Source organism: Mesorhizobium alhagi CCNWXJ12-2 (assembly GCF_000236565.1).
Classification (GTDB): Bacteria; Pseudomonadota; Alphaproteobacteria; order Rhizobiales; family Rhizobiaceae; genus Allomesorhizobium; species Allomesorhizobium alhagi.
This window is the reverse complement of record NZ_AHAM01000047.1, coordinates 1-15,431: the sequence shown is the minus strand read 5'-3', so window position 1 is coordinate 15,431 and position 15,431 is coordinate 1. Positions and strand designations below refer to the sequence as shown.

The 15,431-nt window shown below is 62.9% G+C and carries 14 protein-coding genes; 5 read left to right on the top strand and 9 right to left on the bottom strand.

Annotation, left to right across the window (positions count from 1 at the left end):
* The 3 genes from MAXJ12_RS06905 to MAXJ12_RS06895 form a co-directional block, all read left to right on the top strand.
* Positions 1-731, top strand: a 731-nt coding sequence (locus tag MAXJ12_RS06905; RefSeq protein ID WP_008835081.1) for an electron transfer flavoprotein subunit alpha/FixB family protein, incomplete at its 5' end; no start/stop codon positions are given.
* Between the two features lie 89 nt (positions 732-820).
* Complete coding sequence (locus MAXJ12_RS06900) at positions 821-1,294, top strand: hypothetical protein (protein WP_008835080.1); 474 nt, start codon at positions 821-823, stop codon at positions 1,292-1,294.
* Between the two features lie 251 nt (positions 1,295-1,545).
* Complete coding sequence (locus MAXJ12_RS06895) at positions 1,546-2,427, top strand: 3-hydroxybutyryl-CoA dehydrogenase (RefSeq protein WP_008835079.1); 882 nt, start codon at positions 1,546-1,548, stop codon at positions 2,425-2,427.
* A 70-nt stretch (positions 2,428-2,497) separates the two neighbouring features.
* Here MAXJ12_RS06895 and MAXJ12_RS06890 read toward each other — a convergent pair whose 3' ends face one another.
* The 3 genes from MAXJ12_RS06890 to MAXJ12_RS06880 are packed head-to-tail and all read right to left on the bottom strand — an operon-like array spanning position 2,498 to position 5,518.
* A complete protein-coding gene (locus MAXJ12_RS06890; protein WP_008835078.1) occupies positions 2,498-3,190 on the bottom strand; it encodes a response regulator transcription factor in 693 nt (230 codons plus the stop codon).
* A 3-nt stretch (positions 3,191-3,193) separates the two neighbouring features.
* On the bottom strand, positions 3,194-4,771 hold the full coding sequence (locus MAXJ12_RS06885) for a sensor histidine kinase (protein ID WP_008835077.1): 1,578 nt from the start codon (positions 4,769-4,771) through the stop codon (positions 3,194-3,196).
* Positions 4,772-4,804: 33 nt separating this feature from the next.
* A complete protein-coding gene (locus MAXJ12_RS06880) occupies positions 4,805-5,518 on the bottom strand; it encodes a DUF6065 family protein (protein WP_008835076.1) in 714 nt (237 codons plus the stop codon).
* 240 nt (positions 5,519-5,758) lie between these two features.
* On the opposite strand from MAXJ12_RS06880, the gene MAXJ12_RS37535 reads away from it, so the two are divergent.
* Positions 5,759-5,953, top strand: coding sequence for a hypothetical protein (locus MAXJ12_RS37535; protein ID WP_008835075.1), 195 nt, complete (start codon positions 5,759-5,761; stop codon positions 5,951-5,953).
* 463 nt (positions 5,954-6,416) lie between these two features.
* On the opposite strand, the gene MAXJ12_RS06870 is transcribed toward MAXJ12_RS37535, so the two are convergent.
* The 5 genes from MAXJ12_RS06870 to ugpB all read right to left on the bottom strand — a co-directional run bounded on the left by MAXJ12_RS06870 (position 6,417) and on the right by ugpB (position 12,321).
* Positions 6,417-7,571: an IS110 family RNA-guided transposase gene (locus tag MAXJ12_RS06870; RefSeq protein WP_008835074.1), complete on the bottom strand. Its 1,155-nt coding sequence runs from the start codon at positions 7,569-7,571 to the stop codon at positions 6,417-6,419.
* 230 nt (positions 7,572-7,801) lie between these two features.
* Positions 7,802-8,944, bottom strand: coding sequence for a sn-glycerol-3-phosphate ABC transporter ATP-binding protein UgpC (ugpC, locus tag MAXJ12_RS06865; protein ID WP_008835073.1), 1,143 nt, complete (start codon positions 8,942-8,944; stop codon positions 7,802-7,804).
* A gap of 5 nt (positions 8,945-8,949) precedes the next feature.
* The gene (ugpE, locus tag MAXJ12_RS06860; protein WP_008835072.1) at positions 8,950-9,798 is read right to left on the bottom strand and encodes a sn-glycerol-3-phosphate ABC transporter permease UgpE; all 849 of its coding nucleotides are present in this window, start codon (positions 9,796-9,798) and stop codon (positions 8,950-8,952) included.
* Between the two features lie 183 nt (positions 9,799-9,981).
* Positions 9,982-10,866: a sn-glycerol-3-phosphate ABC transporter permease UgpA gene (gene ugpA / locus MAXJ12_RS06855; RefSeq protein WP_008835071.1), complete on the bottom strand. Its 885-nt coding sequence runs from the start codon at positions 10,864-10,866 to the stop codon at positions 9,982-9,984.
* A 144-nt stretch (positions 10,867-11,010) separates the two neighbouring features.
* A complete protein-coding gene (gene ugpB, locus MAXJ12_RS06850; protein WP_008835070.1) occupies positions 11,011-12,321 on the bottom strand; it encodes a sn-glycerol-3-phosphate ABC transporter substrate-binding protein UgpB in 1,311 nt (436 codons plus the stop codon).
* 277 nt (positions 12,322-12,598) lie between these two features.
* On the opposite strand from ugpB, the gene MAXJ12_RS06845 reads away from it, so the two are divergent.
* Positions 12,599-14,974: a bifunctional diguanylate cyclase/phosphodiesterase gene (locus MAXJ12_RS06845; RefSeq protein ID WP_341872525.1), complete on the top strand. Its 2,376-nt coding sequence runs from the start codon at positions 12,599-12,601 to the stop codon at positions 14,972-14,974.
* A gap of 13 nt (positions 14,975-14,987) precedes the next feature.
* Here the strand turns inward: MAXJ12_RS06845 and tlpA are convergent.
* On the bottom strand, positions 14,988-15,431 hold a 444-nt coding region (gene tlpA, locus MAXJ12_RS06840; RefSeq protein ID WP_008835068.1), incomplete at its 5' end, for a thiol:disulfide interchange protein TlpA.

The window sequence follows — 15,431 nt, the reverse complement described above, 5'->3', positions numbered from 1 at the left end:
GCCCCCTGGCGGAGCCGCTGGCCGCACTCGTCGTCTCGCTGGCAGGCGGCTACGACACGATCATCGCGCCGGCGACATCGGCGGGCAAGAACGTCGCCCCGCGCATCGCGGCGCTGCTAGATGTCGCGCAGATCTCAGAGATCGTCGAAGTGGTCGCGCCCGACACGTTCAAGCGTCCCATCTACGCCGGCAACGCCATCCAGACGGTCAAGTCGGGCGAGGCGAAGAAGGTGATCACCGTCCGCACAGCTTCGTTCCAGGCGGCCGGCGAAGGCGGCTCGGCCCCGGTCGAGACGGTAGCGGCTGCGACCAATCCCGGTCTTTCGACCTTCGTCGAGAACAGGCTTTCGGAGACCGATCGTCCCGAACTGACCTCGGCCAAGATCATCATTTCGGGTGGCCGCGCGCTCGGGTCGTCCGAAAAGTTCCAGGAGGTCATCCTGCCCGTCGCCGACAAGCTCGGCGCAGCGGTCGGCGCATCCCGCGCGGCGGTCGACGCCGGCTACGCGCCGAACGACTGGCAGGTCGGCCAGACCGGCAAGGTGGTCGCGCCCGACCTCTACATTGCCTGCGGCATCTCCGGCGCGATCCAGCATCTCGCCGGCATGAAGGATTCCAAGGTGATTGTCGCCATCAACAAGGACGAGGAGGCGCCGATCTTCCAAGTCGCCGACTACGGCATCGTCGGCGATCTCTTCGTCATCCTGCCGGAACTCGAAAAGGCGCTGTAGGCGGCGCTGAACACTTGTAGCAAAAGGCCCCGTTTCGAGCTGATCGGACGGGGCTTTTTCCTGTCTCCGACGCAAGCCGTGATCCCGCCATGAACCTCTCCGACAACCCGTTTGCCGACGACCAGGAACGCCGCGCCATCTGGGAGATGCTGGTGCGACGCGACATAGACGCGTTCGTCGCGGCCGACTGGGCGATGGTCGCTGGCGATTTCGACGAGGAGCGCTTTCTCGGCATCCATGCGCACAATTCCCTCGATCCCGAGGGCTGGAGCGTCGGCTTCCCGACGCTTGCCGCATACAGGACCGAGTGGCTGAAGCAGGCGGCGGAGGCCGCCGCAACCCGCTATTCCGAGCCGCTCGCGGAGGCGATCTTCCGCGCCACCACCCTGCGCGACATCGACATCACCGGAGATGTTGCGCTGGCCCGCAAGAAGTTCGATGGGCTGATCCGCAAAGCGGACGGCGGCGCGGACCGCCTGAACTGGCAGACGCTCTATTTCTGCCGCCGCGCTGCCGGCCGCTGGAAGATCACCGGCTTCGTCGGCTATCTCAAATATCGCTGACCTCGCCAGCCATCGGCCGGTCTCACAACGCCTTGCTTTGACTTTAGACCAAGCGATGCGCAAAATCTGTGCGCCGGGCTAGACGGCCACGTTCTGTCCTTCTAGTTTGCACTGCACAAAAAACGGGCGTCTGAAGCCCTGGAGTCTGTCATTCCGATGGCATCGGAATGGGCCCCAATTGTTAGCCTGCATGATCTTTGTCCGAAAAATCTGCAACTTTTCGGGATCATGCTCTAGACGGGATCGGTGTAATGACCAGCAAAATCGACACGATCGGCATTATCGGCGCGGGCCAGATGGGCAGCGGCATAGCACATGTCGCCGCGCTCGCGGGCTATAGGGTTTCGCTGTTCGACATTTCCGGCGAGAGCATCGAGAAGGGCATCGCCACGATCAGCGGCAACATGGCGCGGCAGGTCCACGCCGGGAAACTTGATGACAAGCTGCGCCAGCAGGCGATGGCGCGCATTTCGGCCGCCCCTTCCATGTCGGATCTGGCGGACGCCGACCTGGTCATCGAGGCCGCGACCGAGGATGAAACCGTCAAGCGCAAGATCTACAGCCAGCTCTGTCCGCAGCTCAACCCGGAGGCGATTCTCGCCACCAACACCTCTTCCATCTCGATCACGCGGCTGGCCTCGGCAACCGACCGGCCCGAGCGCTTCATCGGCATCCACTTCATGAACCCGGTTCCGGTGATGAAGCTGGTTGAACTGGTGCGCGGCATCGCCACCGAGAACTCGACCTTCGAGACCGCCAAGGATTTCGTCCACCGCCTCGACAAGACCGTCACCGTGTCGGAGGACTTTCCGGCCTTCATCGTCAACCGCATCCTGCTGCCGATGATCAACGAGGCCATCTACACGCTCTACGAGGGCGTGGGTTCGGTCGAGGCAATCGACACGGCCATGAAGCTCGGCGCGAACCATCCGATGGGCCCACTGCAACTCGCCGACTTCATCGGCCTCGACACCTGCCTCTCGATAATGCAGGTGCTGCATGACGGATTGTCGGATTCGAAGTACCGCCCGTGCCCGCTGCTGGTGAAATATGTCGAGGCCGGCTGGCTCGGCCGCAAGACCGGGCGCGGCTTCTACGACTATCGCGGCGAGCATCCAGTCCCGACCCGCTGACTCGACTTCCTTCAGGGCTGGAGTTGCCGCCTCTCGCCGGGCAAGCAGCGCTGCAAGACGGCAGGCAGCATCACCCGGCTGCCGCCGGCATAGTGTAGCCGAAGCCCCGGACCGTGTGGATCAGCGGGGTTTCGCCGCCGCCATCGATCTTCAGCCGCAAATAGCGGATGTAGACGTCGACGACCTTTGTGCCCGGATCGAAGTTCATTCCCCAGACATTGGAAAGCAAATTCTGTCGGCTCACCACGGCGCCGGCATTGGCCATAAGATAGGCGAGCAGCGCGAACTCCTTTGGGGTCAGTTCGATGCGGCGCTGGCCTCGGCGGGCCACCTTGGCGGCGGTATCGAGCGACAGATCGGCGACTTGCAGGATTTCGGAGGCGCGCTCCGGACTGCCCTTGCGCCGAAGAAGCGCTTCGATCCGCGCGAGCAATTCTCCAAAGGCAAAGGGTTTGGTGAGGTAGTCGTCCGCCCCTGCTTTCAGGCCGGAGATCTTGTCCTGCAGTCCGTCTTTCGCGGTCAGCATCAGGACAAGGCTGTGGCAATCTTCCTCGCGCAAACGCGCGCACAGTTCGAGGCCGTTGAGCCCTGGCAGCATGTAATCGAGAACGATCAGGGCAAAGTCGCCGCTTCGCGCTAATTCGAGCCCCTTGAGGCCGTCACGCGCCACTTCGACGCTGTAGCCTTCGGCAGTCAGGCCGGGATGCAGAAACGAAACGATACGCGGATCGTCTTCGACCAGGAGTAATCGCGCGACAGCCACTTTCTAATCTGCTCCCGGAAGGCGTATGACGACCTCGCTGCCCTCGCCGGCGGTGCTCGACAGCGTGATGCTACCACCGTGCCTTTCGATGATCCAGCGCGCGATCGGCAGCCCCAGCCCGGTTCCGCCGCTCCACTGCTCGCGGGCGGCCGAACCGCGATAGAAGCGCTCGAATATATGCGGCAGATCCTCCGCCGCAACGCCCTTGCCGTGATCGCGCACCCTCAGTTCGACATCGCCATCGCCGTAGCCGAGCGCGACGTCGACCGTTGTGCCGGGATCAGAATATTTCACCGCATTGTCGAGCGCGATCAGGATTGCCTGCTGCAACCGGCCGGGGTCGGCACGGACCCAGACAGGCCCGGCGGGGGAGAAACTCACCTCGATCCCGCGCTCGCGACCCAGGACCCGCGCCTGTTCGGCCACTTGCCGCACCAGTTCCGCAAGGTCTACCGGTTGGAGATCGAAACGGATGTCCTCGGATTCCGAGCGCGCAAGGAACAGCAGGTCCGCGACGAGACGCGCCAGTTCTTCCGCCCGGGCCACGACATTTGTCAGCGCCCCCTTGTAATGCCGTTCCGATTTCGGTCCTCCGCGCAGCGCGATTTCTGCTTCCCCGCGCAGCGCAGTCAGCGGCGTGCGTAGTTCGTGGCTGATGTCGGTCAGGAGCCGCACACGCTGCTCGTCGGTCGCGACCAGCCGGCGGTTTGCCTCGGCAAGTTCTTCGGTACGCTCCGCGACCTGCCGCGCGAGCCCCTGCTGCGCATCGAGGATCACGGCCCGCTGCCGGCCCAACTGCTCTGCCATTGCGTTGAAGCGCTGGGACAGCAAGGCGTGCTCGTCGCTACCGGCAACCGTTATCCGGTGATCGAGGTCGCCGCGTTCTATCGCGAGAGCGCCATCAGTCAGCGCCTTGATCGGCCGCTCGATCGAGCGTGCGAACCAGTACCCCGCGCCGAGGGCCAAGGCCACCAGAATGGCCGACATGGACAGCGTCGCGATTTTAATGAACTGCGCCAAGCGGACCAGATCCGCCTCGATTTGGCGAACTTCGTCGCGCTCGTCTGCCAAAGCCTCGTTGATCAACTGCGCGAATTCGGCATCGAGCCGATTCTCGATCTCGGCACGAAACAGCGTAACCGCCTCTTCGCGCCGACCCTGCCGATCAAGGACCAGTAGGCGCTCGAAGGCACGGTCGATGCCGGCAAAAAGCAGGTGCATGCGGTCCAGCCGCTCGCTTTCGACTTGCTCCTCCTCTTCATATCTCCGGCCAAGGACAAACTCCGCTTCGCGCTCTGTCGTCTGCCGCAATTTGGCCAGCGCCTCCCCGACCTGCACGCGGGCGCTGTCGAAATCGGGGCGCTCCGGCTCGCCAACGAGGAGCAATTCGGCAATCTGCTCGGAATACCGGTTGGCGTAGATTGCGAGATCGGAGGTGGCGGCAAGCTGCTGGCGCGCCAGTTGCGCCCGGTCAAGATAGTAGGTGCTGGCGTCGAGCCCCACAAACACGATCGCCGCCATGACGGCGACGATCAGCGAGATCATGACCTGAAGCGCCCGGATACGGCCCTTTATGCTCACGAATGACCTTCCCCCTGCCCCGGCAGGCCTGGCTCAGGCGCGTGCGCCCCGCGCGAACTTCCGGTACCAACCCTGGCCGGCGATCGTACTGCGGTAGACCTTCTCACGCTCGCGGATCTCCTCGTCCGTTTCAGCGCGAATCTCGGAGGCAATCGCGGCATCTGCCCGGCGGAACGGAAATACCTGCACCAGCGGGGTGCCCTTGTCGATGATGTGGACGCCGTCTGGCCCTATCGGAAAAAAGGGAAAGTGGATGTGGGCTGTGTAGGCGTCGGTATCGACGATTCCGGCAACCGCTTCGAATACGCCGTTGGGGCGGTTGAGCGGCGGCACGAACAGGCAGCTCCACCCCGGCGGAGTTTTGATCGTCCAGTAGTTGTGGAACTTAAGCGGCGGCCGCGGCAGGGCTGGATGCCCGGTCACCTGGTGCGGGCTGTGGTTGCTGACCATTGTGCGGTCGAACTCCCAGCCTGAATCGACGACCTTGCCGCCATCCTTGATTTCGAGCCGCACCTCGGCAGCCAGCGGCAGGATCCAGCCGGTCGCCAGCGCGTCCAGAAACGGCATGCAGCGCTTGATGGTGATGCCGTTGTCGCTCGCGCCGACATGTTCGAGGTCGATGGGCGCGATTTTGCGGAACCACTCCGGCAGCACCGACTTCGCGGGGCGCGGCTCGGCGATGACGCCGAGATCGGAAGGATGGCAAAGGAAGGAGATTTTTGGCGAAGCTTTGAAGCGGGCGAGCATTCGTCACCTCGGCGGAGCGGCTGGACGCACGATGGTTAGATCTCCGCAACGCAGCCGGCAATGCCGTAGTTGCATCGCCAAGGGCATCGGCCTAGCCGATCCCCTTGGCGCTCGGACCATCCGAGGCAAACCTGCCGCTAGCTGCATCAGCGCTGGCGCAGCAGATCGAAAAGGTTCCGGCTCGACCGGTTCGAGCTGTAGCTGCGGTCCGAACGGCCGTCGGACTGGTTCGAGTTCGAATTGGAGGAGCTGTTCGAGCTCGAATTGGAAGAGCCGTTTGAGCTTGAATTGGAAGAGCTGTTCGAACTCGAGTTCGATGAACTGTTCGAACTGGAATTCGAGGAACTGTTCGAGCTCGAATTCGACGAACTGTTTGAGCTCGAATTGGAGGAACTGTTTGAACTCGAATTGGACGAGCTGTTGCCCGCGAATTGAAGAAGCCTTTCCTCGGATGCGCCCATTGCAGGCAGTTCGGGAGCGGCAGTGCCAGGCGCGCGAACTATGCTCTTGATGCCGCCGGTCTCGGCGGCCTGCGGCGCGACCGCAGCATGTGACGCGCCCGCTGCGCCGGTCATAGCCAGCATAAATGCCAGAAGCGGGCTCGTTCTGAGAGGATTTTTCATAACTGTCTCCAATGAAAGAACACAAGGGTCGAACTACCGTCCTGCTGGGCGGATTTCCTGGGTTCGGTTGCGTTTTGACCGGCGCTGGGGGCCGGTCGGCTAAATCTTTTTTGTGCGCAGGACAGGTTCCGTCCCGCGGTTCTTGAACCATTCTCCAATCCGTGACCCTGATGCCGTTGTCTCTTCGGCTTCGGTCACATAGTGGCGTTCGGCTCCCGGCTTCCCATTCTCCGTTAGGAGCGCAGCCCGGCGCTGCCAGGCTCGCTAGCCAGCCATCAGGACAGTCGGGATATCGTGGACGCGCATTCCTCCATGCTGGCGCCGCGCCGCTCGTAAGGGCGCTGGTCGCGCAAAAGCTGGAAGGCGATCGTCAGTAGTTTGCGCGCCACCGCCACCTTAGCCTTATTCGTGCCATGGGGCTTCAGGCGCTCGTATTGTTCTCGCAGCTGCGGATCGGTGGCGATGGCGGGCGCAACGGCTTCGACAAAGGCCCAGCGAAGCCATTTGTTGCCTTGCTTGATGATACGGCCATGATACGTCCTGCCGCCGCTCGAATAGGTCGAAGGAACAAGCCCGGCATAGGCGGTGAGCTTCTTCGGGGAGCGGAAACGGCCGATATCGTCGATCTCGGCGTCGATCAGCCGGGCGAAGAACTCGCCGATACCGGGAATGGTCTTCAGCAGCTTCACATTGGCGTTCTCTCGCGTCATCGCCCGGATCGTGGCTTCCGATTGTTTGATCCGCGCATTGATGTCGTCGATGAAGGCGATGCTGCGGTCGATTTGGATGCGGTCGATCGGCGAGACGGTCAGCGCCGACAGTTGCTCGCGGCCGGCCTTGCCGAACAGGTCGCCGAGCTTCCTGAGTTGGACCGTCTGCTCCGGATAGCGGTCGAAGATGGTGACGATGCGGTTCTTCACCATGGTGCGCAGCCGCACGTAGAACATCCGCTCGCGCAGCGCCACCCGCAATTCCCGCGCCCGCTCGCTGGGAGCCCAGGCTTCCGGCACCAGGTCGGCCCGCAGCAGATGCGCCAGTACCGTCGCGTCGATCTTGTCGGTCTTGATCTTGGCGTCGGCGATCGCCTTGACCTTCAGCGGATGGGCAAGCACCACATCATCACAGATGTCGTCGAGCCAGTCGTAGATGACCGTCCAGTTGCGGGTGGCTTCCACGACGGCATGAGAGTTGTCCTTGTAGCGGTCCAGAAACGCCGCGATCGAATGCCGGTCATTCTTCACCCGGCCCGAGCGCAGTGTTCGCCCGCCGCCGTCCTGAACGACGAGATGGCTATAGGATTTGTGGTAATCCACGCCGATATGATAATCGTAAGACACGGTCGCACTTCCTCCGTTATTGAGAGCCTCGAAACCCCAATACGGTACGCCGAAAGGCAGGAAGTGCGACTGACCCTCCATCGCCATCAACATCTTTAGCGGTCCGTTCTTCCAGTGAGCGCGACCTCTTTCATGCCACCTCCGTTCCGTTCATCGCCGCCGTCAAGCGGCATTGAGCCTGCCGCTTGGTGCGACACGCCGATAAACGCCCCGTAGGCGGGAATGGACGAGACAAATCTGCAGCGTTATCCGGATTCTAACCTGGCTCTTGCCGCCCTCTTACCGGGCTCTTGCCGCGCTCTCATTTCGCGGCCGCGGAAGCCCTAGACCCGCTTGCCGGCCTCGTCGAACCAGTGCAGCTTTTCCGCCCGGACCACGACTCGTAGCTGGTCGTCCGGCCTGGCGGTGGCGCGGCCATGGACGCGAACGATGATCCGTGTTCCGGCGGCGGCGCAGTACAGAAAGCTTTCGGCGCCGACCGGCTCGACCGCTTCGACGGCGGCGGGGATGGCCAATGCTCCGTCCGGGGCTTCCGCGCCATGGGTGACGTCGGCGTCTTCCGGTCGGAACCCGAGGATGGCTGCGGCTTGCGGCGCGAAGGGGACAAGAGAACCGTCGGTCAGCATCGGGGCAGCAGAAGCAAGGGCCGTCGAGCCGGCGGCTGAACCGTGGCCGATGGCAGCCATCTCTTCCGGGGATCCGGCCGGCATCCGACCTGCCCCGTCGCGCGTGAGTGCCAAAAGGTTCATCGGCGGTGCGCCGATGAAGCTCGCGACGAAGGTCGAGGCCGGCTTTTCGTAGATGTCGAGCGGGTCGCCGATCTGTTCGACTAGACCCGCATTCATCACCACCAGCTGGTCGGCGAGCGTCATCGCCTCGAGTTGGTCGTGCGTGACATAGACGGATGTAACGCCAAGCGCGCGCTGGAGGTTCTTGATCTCGACGCGCATCTGGCCGCGCAGCTTGGCGTCGAGATTGGAGAGCGGCTCGTCGAACAGGAAGACTTTCGGGTTGCGCACGATAGCGCGGCCCATGGCGACGCGCTGGCGCTGGCCGCCGGAAAGCTCGCGCGGGCGGCGGTCGAGCAGCGCCGAAAGCTCCAGCGTCTTTGCCGTTTCGCGCACGCGCTTGTCGATCTCGTCCTTGGGCGTGCCGCGATTGCGCAGGCCGTAGGCCATGTTGTCGTAGACTTTCATATGAGGGTAGAGGGCATAGTTCTGGAACACCATGGCGATGTCGCGCTCGGTCGGGCCGATGGCGTTGACCACCTTGCCGTCGATCGAGACGGCGCCGGCCGAGATCGATTCCAACCCTGCGATCATGCGCAACAGCGTGGACTTGCCGCAGCCCGACGGGCCGACCAGCACGCAGAGGGCCTTGTCGGGAATGGCGATGGAAACGCCCTTCACCGCCTCGACGCCGCCGGCGTAGATCTTCTTGACGTCCTTCAGGTCGACTGTCGCCATGTCTCTCACTTCTCCGTATCGACAAGGCCGCGCACGAACCAGCGCTGCATCAGCACGACGACCAAGATGGGCGGCACGATGGCCAGCATGCAGGTGACCATGACCAGGTGCCATTCGGTATCCGCGTCGGCGAAGGAAATCATCTTCCGCAGCGCGATGACGATGGTGTTCATGTCGTTGCGGTTGGTGACCAGCAGCGGCCAGAGATATTGCGTCCAGCCATAGATGAACAGAATGACGAACAGCGCCGCTATGTTGGTCTTGGACAGCGGCAAAAGGATATCCTTGAAGAAGCGGAACGGCCCTGCGCCGTCCACTCGCGCGGCCTCGACCAGTTCCCCCGGAATGGTGAGGAAGAACTGGCGGAACAGCAGCGTGGCGGTGGCCGAGGCGATGATTGGGACGATGAGGCCGGCATAGGTGTCGATCAGGCCGAAATCGACCATCACCTTGTAGGTCGGCAGGATGCGCACCTCGACCGGCAGCATCAGCGTGACGAAGATCAGCCAGAAGAAGGTCATCCTGAGCGGGAAGCGAAAGAACACGATCGCATATGCCGACAGAATGGAGATGCAGATCTTGCCGATGGCGATTCCGAGCGCCATGACGGTGGTGTTGAACAGCAGCGTGCCGACCGAGACGCCGCCGATGCGCCCCACACCGCCAAACAGCGCCTCCGAATAGTTTTCGATGAACCTGTCGCCGGGGAGAAGCGGCAGCGGCGGGCGCAGGATGGTCTGCAGCGAATGGGTCGAGGCGACGAAGGTGTAGTAGATCGGGAACGCGACGATGAGGATGCCGAGGATCAGCACGGCATGCGCGATAAAGGTACGGAGGGGGTAGGATTCGGTCATGGCGCGCGGCCCTCACCCTCCCCCTTGCGGGGAGGGTCGGCGCGCAGCGCCGGGGTTGGGATGGCAAGGAATGCGGGGCGTTCGAGGACAGAGCACTTCGTCTCCACCCCCACCCCGCTCCGCAGAACCGCTGCGCGGTCTGCTTCACGACCATCGCCGCAAGGGGGAGGATAAAACAGCGCCTCACCCATAATGCACCTTTTTTTCCACGTAGCGGAACTGAAAGGCGGTGAGCGCGATGACGATGACCATCAGGATCACCGACTGCGCGGCCGAATCGCCGAGGATCAGATTGACGAAGCCGTCATTGTAGACCTTGTAGACCAGCGTCTCGGTGGCCTTGCCGGGGCCGCCGCCGGTGACGGCGTGGATAATGCCGAACGTGTCGAAGAACGCATAGACTGTGTTCACAACCAGCAGGAAGAAAGTTGTCGGCGCGAGCAGCGGGAAGACGATAGTCCAGAAGCGCTTGGTCGGCCCCGCCCCGTCGATCGCCGCAGCCTCGATCAGCGTCTTGGGGATCGCCTGCAGCCCGGCCACGAAGAACAGGAAATTGTAGCTGATCTGCTTCCAGGAGGCGGCCGCGACCACCAGCACCATCGCATCACCGCCGTCGAGCAGCGGGTTCCAGGCGATGCCGAGCCAGCGCAGGCCATAGGCCAGCGTGCCGATCGATGGGTTGAACAGGAACAGCCAAAGCATGCCGGCGATCGCCGGCGCCACCGCATAGGGCCAGATCATCAGCGTGCGGTAGAATCCACGGCCGCGTATGACCTTGTCGGCCATCACAGCGAGCAAAAGCGCGGTGGCCATGGCGACTACGGCGGTGGCAATCGAGAAGACCGCAGTCACCTTGACCGAATTCAGGTAATTCGGATCGGCGAGCACGCGGGCGAAATTGTCGAACCAGACGAATTGCGACTTCAGCCCGAACGGATCTTCCCTGAGCATCGACTGGTAGAGCGCCTGGCTCGCCGGCCAGTAGAAGAAGACCAGCGTGATGGCGAGCTGCGGCGCAAGCAGCAGGTATGGCAGGATCTTGTTGGGGAAGACGACGCGTGGGGACAAATGAAACCTTTAGTCGCGATGTGCAGATCCTGAAACGATGGCGCCGCCCCTCACCCGACCCCTCTCCCCGTTATCCTTCGACAAGCTCAGGACGGGGAGAGGAGTCGCCAGCGTGAGGGCCAGCGTCGACGTTGCTGAGTTAATTCAGTTCCCGATCGCCTGCTGGATCGCTGCGTTGCCCCGCGAGACGGCATTGTCGAGCGCCTGCTGCGCCGTCTGCTCACCGGCCAGCATCTTCTCGAACTCCTCGTTCTGGATATCGCGGACCTGCGGCAGATTGACGAGGCGCACGCCACGCGAATTCTCGGTCGGCTCCTTGCCCAGCATCTGGGTGATCGGCGTCTCGCGGCCGGGGTTCTTCTCGTAGAAACCGGACTTCTTGGTTTCTTCGTAAGCCGCGAGCGTCACCGGCAGATAGCCGGACACCTGGTGCAGGCGGGCCTGGATTTCGGTCTGCGACAGGAAATCGAAGAAGGCCGCCACGCCCTTGTATTCCTCATCGGACTTGCCTCCGAAGACCCACAGGCTGGCGCCGCCGGGGATGGTGTTCTGCGGCGCGCCGGCGACTTCCGGATCATAGGGAAGCTGGCCGATGCCGTAATTCATGCCCGACTTGACGATGTCGCCGAGGCCGCCCGACGATTCGGTGAAGATGCCGCATTCGCCGGCCAGGAAGATCTGCTTGGCTTCCGAAGTGCGGCCGCCGTAGCGGAACACGCCTTCCTTGGCGAGGTCGGCGAGCGCCTGGAAGTGCTTCACGAAGACCGGCGAATTGATCTTCAGCTCGACGTCGACGCCGGCCAGGCCGTTTTCATTGGTGCCGTATTGCTGGTTGTTCCAGGCCGAGAAGTTTTCGAGATGTATCCAGGTAAGCCAGGTCGAGGTGTAGCCGCATGGGGCCGCACCGCTGGTCTTGATCTTGCGAGCGGCCTCCCAGACTTCCGGCCAGGTCTTTGGCGGATTGTTTACATCAAGGCCGGCCTTCTCGAAAATGTCCTTGTTGAAATAGAGGATCGGCGAGGAGGAGTTGTAGGGGAAGGACAGCATGGTGCCGTCCGGCTTCGAATAGTAGGCGACGATGCCCGGCAGGTACTGGCTCTTGTCGAACTGCTTGCCGCCCATGGAGAGTATCTCGGCGACGGGCTTGACCGCGCCTTCGGCCGCCATCATGACGCCAGTGCCGACGTCGAACACCTGCATGATGTGCGGCGGCTGCTTGGCGCGGAAGGCGGCGATGCCGGCATTCAGCGTCTCGGGATAGGTGCCCTTGAACACCGGAACGACCTTGTATTCGCTCTGGCTCTCGTTGAATTCCTTGGACAGCGTATCGACGACCTCGTTGTTGGCGCCGGTCATTGCATGCCACCAGGAGATTTCCGTGACGGCGAAGGCGGACGATGTCGAAAGCAGGGTGATGGTGGCGGCAATACCGGCCGCAAAGCCTTGAAATTTCATTCTTTCTCTCCCGTTTATGGTTGGCGAGATGGGTGGTCTCGCGAGGGGAGTATCGGTCGATTGTGACAGCGGGACAACGGTTTTGTTGCCGCTTCGTGAATTTTCATGTGCATTTCGGATGAAGTTCGTTTCGGGTGGCGCTCTGCGGCTTAACGCATCTTTCAAAGTATCGACCCATAATCCGGCCGGGGATGCCTGTGCAGTATCTGCAAGGGCTGGTGGGGGAAACATGCTGACTGTCTACAATTGAATCGTCAATGAACACGATTTGCGCCTTGTGGCGCTGGCGGCGCTGATTTGCGCGATCGCGTCCTTCGCCGCGGTCAACCTCCTCCAGCATGTCACCCGCTCGACCGGCGCAATGGGAACCTTGTGGCTGGCGGTTTCGGCGATATCGACCGGTTTCGGCATCTGGGCGACGCATTTCATCGCCATGCTGGCCTTCTCGCCCGACATGCCGACCGGCTACAACAGCGAACTTACCGCGCTTTCGCTCGCGGCGGCGGTGATCCTGACCGGCCTCGGCATGTGGGTCGCGACCCTTCACGACGACATCGAATATTATATGGTCGGCGGGGCGCTTATCGGCGGCGGCATCGCCGCTATGCATTTTACCGGCATGGCGGCCTTCGAGGTGCAGGGCCGTCTGGAATGGAACACGCTGATGGCGGCGGTCTCGGTGCTTTCGGGCGTAGTGCTCGCCGGGGGCGCGATTTACGTGGCGCTTCGCCGCCGTTCCGCCCCGGCGACGCTGTGCAGCGCCGGGCTGCTCACCCTGGCGATCTGCGCCCACCACTTCATTGCCATGGGCTCGGTCGCGATCACGCCGGATTCGTCGATCGAGATCCCCACAGCATCGATAGAACCCACCGCGCTTGCCTTTGCCGTCGCGGCGGTCAGCCTGGCAATTCTGGTCTTGTCGGGCGCGGCGGTCTGGGTCGATTTGCGTTTGCGCCAGACACGGCTGGAGGCCGATCGCATGCACGGCCTCGCCAACGCCGCCGTCGAGGGGCTGATCGTTTGCGACGGCCACCGCATCGTCAGCATCAACGACAGCGTGGTGAAGCTGACCGGCATGGATGGCCAGACGATCGAGGCGATGGCGCTGCCGCGCCTGTTCCAGGCCACTGACGCGTTCGACGCCATGTCCGACTGGGGAGACAGGATGCAGGAAGCGGAACTGAAGACCGCCGACGGCTCCGGCATTCCGGTCGAACTGATCGCTCGGGAAATCGACTATTGCGGCAAACCCCATACGGTCGTGGCGGTACGCGACATCAGGGAACGCAAAAAAGCCGAGGCCGACATACTGCACCTCGCCCATTTCGATCCGCTGACCGGCCTGCCGAACCGCCGAAGCTTTTCCGCCAAGCTCGACATGGAGATCGCCTCTCCGGTTCATTGCAACCGCAAGCAGATGGCGCTGCTCCTGATCGATCTCGACCGCTTCAAGGAGGTCAACGACCTGTTCGGCCACGGCGCGGGCGACGCCATGCTGCAGACGGTCGCGCACAGCATTTCAGGCCTGCTGCGCCAGGGCCAGATGGTGGCCCGGCTCGGTGGCGACGAGTTCGCGGTTATCCTGCCAAATCTCACCGATTCGGCCGCGGCCGGCCGCGTCGCCGAAAGCATCCTCCGTTCGCTGCGGGAGGAGAACAGGACGTCGGCGGGCGAAATATCAGCCAGCATAGGCATTGCGCTCTTTCCGCGCGACGCGCAGGATTCGGCCACGCTGACAAGCCATGCCGACACGGCGCTTTACCGCGCCAAGGCGGACGGCAAGGACACCTGCCGCTTCTTTGAAACCGCAATGGGCGCCGAAGCACGCGACCGGAGGCTGATGGAGGTCGAGCTTCGGCACGCCGTGGCGCGAAACGAATTCCGCCTCGTCTATCAGCCGCAGAAGGAGATCAGCGGCGGCAAGGTGCTGGGATTCGAAGCACTCATCCGCTGGGAGCAGCCGCAGCGCGGGAATGTATCGCCCGCTACATTCATCCCGATCGCCGAGGAAAGCGGCGCGATCATACAGATTGGCGAATGGGTTCTGGCCACCGCCTGCGCGGAAGCTGCCAGTTGGCCGAATCCGCTGACGATCGCCGTCAATGTTTCGGCGGTGCAACTCCACAACCCGAACTTCACCGGCATGGTGCACGAAACGCTGCTGCGGTCCGGGCTCGCGCCGGGTCGTCTCGAGTTGGAGATAACCGAAACGGCGCTGGTGAAAGACATGCAGCGGGCGCTGGCGACGTTGCGGCAGATCAAGGCGCTCGGCGTGCGCGTGGCGATGGACGATTTCGGAACGGGATACTCCTCCCTCTCGAACCTGCGCGCATTCCCGTTCGACAAGATCAAGATCGACGGCTCGTTCATCAAATCGGTCGACCGGAACGGGCAGATCGCGGCCATCGTCCGCGCGGTACTGGGTCTCGGGCGGGGACTCGGCCTCCCCGTGCTCGCCGAAGGCGTGGAAACACTGGACGAGTTGAAGTTTCTCGACGCTGAGGCCTGCCAGATCGGACAGGGTTATTTTCTCGGTCGGCCCGGTCCGATCGGCGGATTCGCCAAAATAACGGGAAAGAAAGCTATCAAGGGTAAGCCTCTGACGCCCCTCGAAGAGGACGACGCGCTTCAGCCGGACTTGCTGACCGCCTGATCGTTGGCGTGTGCTATCCGCCGAGCGCGGCGCCGATCAGCTTCCTGGCGTCGTCGCTCGACCATTCGGCCGGGCCGTTCATATGGGCGAGCAGGCAGCCTTCGCCGTCGACCAGCAGTGTGACAGGCAGGCCCAGCGCCAGGCCGCGCGTCTTCAACTCCTCGAATGCGGCCATCGTGTTGTCGCGGTAGTAGCCGAGCGACTCGACGCCGGTGTCGGCCAGGAACTTCTTCGGCTTGGCGTCGTCGCCGGCGTCGACATTAACTGCGATCACCTCGAATTTTTCGCTGCCCAGTTCCTTCTGCAAGGCGTCGAGCGCCGGCATTTCGGCGCGGCATGGCGCGCACCAGGTCGCCCACAGATTGACCAGCAGGGTTTTGCCGGCACGGTCGGCGATCGTCATGGCCTGGCCGTCCGGCGCGTTGAAGGCGAGCGTCTTGAGCGACTGCGGCGGATC

Bases quoted from the DNA above. Each gene is read 5' to 3' on its own strand.
- MAXJ12_RS06900 (WP_008835080.1), top strand. From the start codon at position 821: ATGAACCTCTCCGACAACCCGTTTGCCGACGACCAGGAACGCCGCGCC.
- MAXJ12_RS06895 (WP_008835079.1), top strand. From the start codon at position 1,546: ATGACCAGCAAAATCGACACGATCGGCATTATCGGCGCGGGCCAGATG.
- MAXJ12_RS06880 (WP_008835076.1), bottom strand. From the start codon at position 5,518: ATGCTCGCCCGCTTCAAAGCTTCGCCAAAAATCTCCTTCCTTTGCCAT.
- MAXJ12_RS06870 (WP_008835074.1), bottom strand. From the start codon at position 7,571: ATGTTGATGGCGATGGAGGGTCAGTCGCACTTCCTGCCTTTCGGCGTA.
- ugpC (WP_008835073.1), bottom strand. From the start codon at position 8,944: ATGGCGACAGTCGACCTGAAGGACGTCAAGAAGATCTACGCCGGCGGC.
- ugpE (WP_008835072.1), bottom strand. From the start codon at position 9,798: ATGACCGAATCCTACCCCCTCCGTACCTTTATCGCGCATGCCGTGCTG.
- ugpB (WP_008835070.1), bottom strand. From the start codon at position 12,321: ATGAAATTTCAAGGCTTTGCGGCCGGTATTGCCGCCACCATCACCCTG.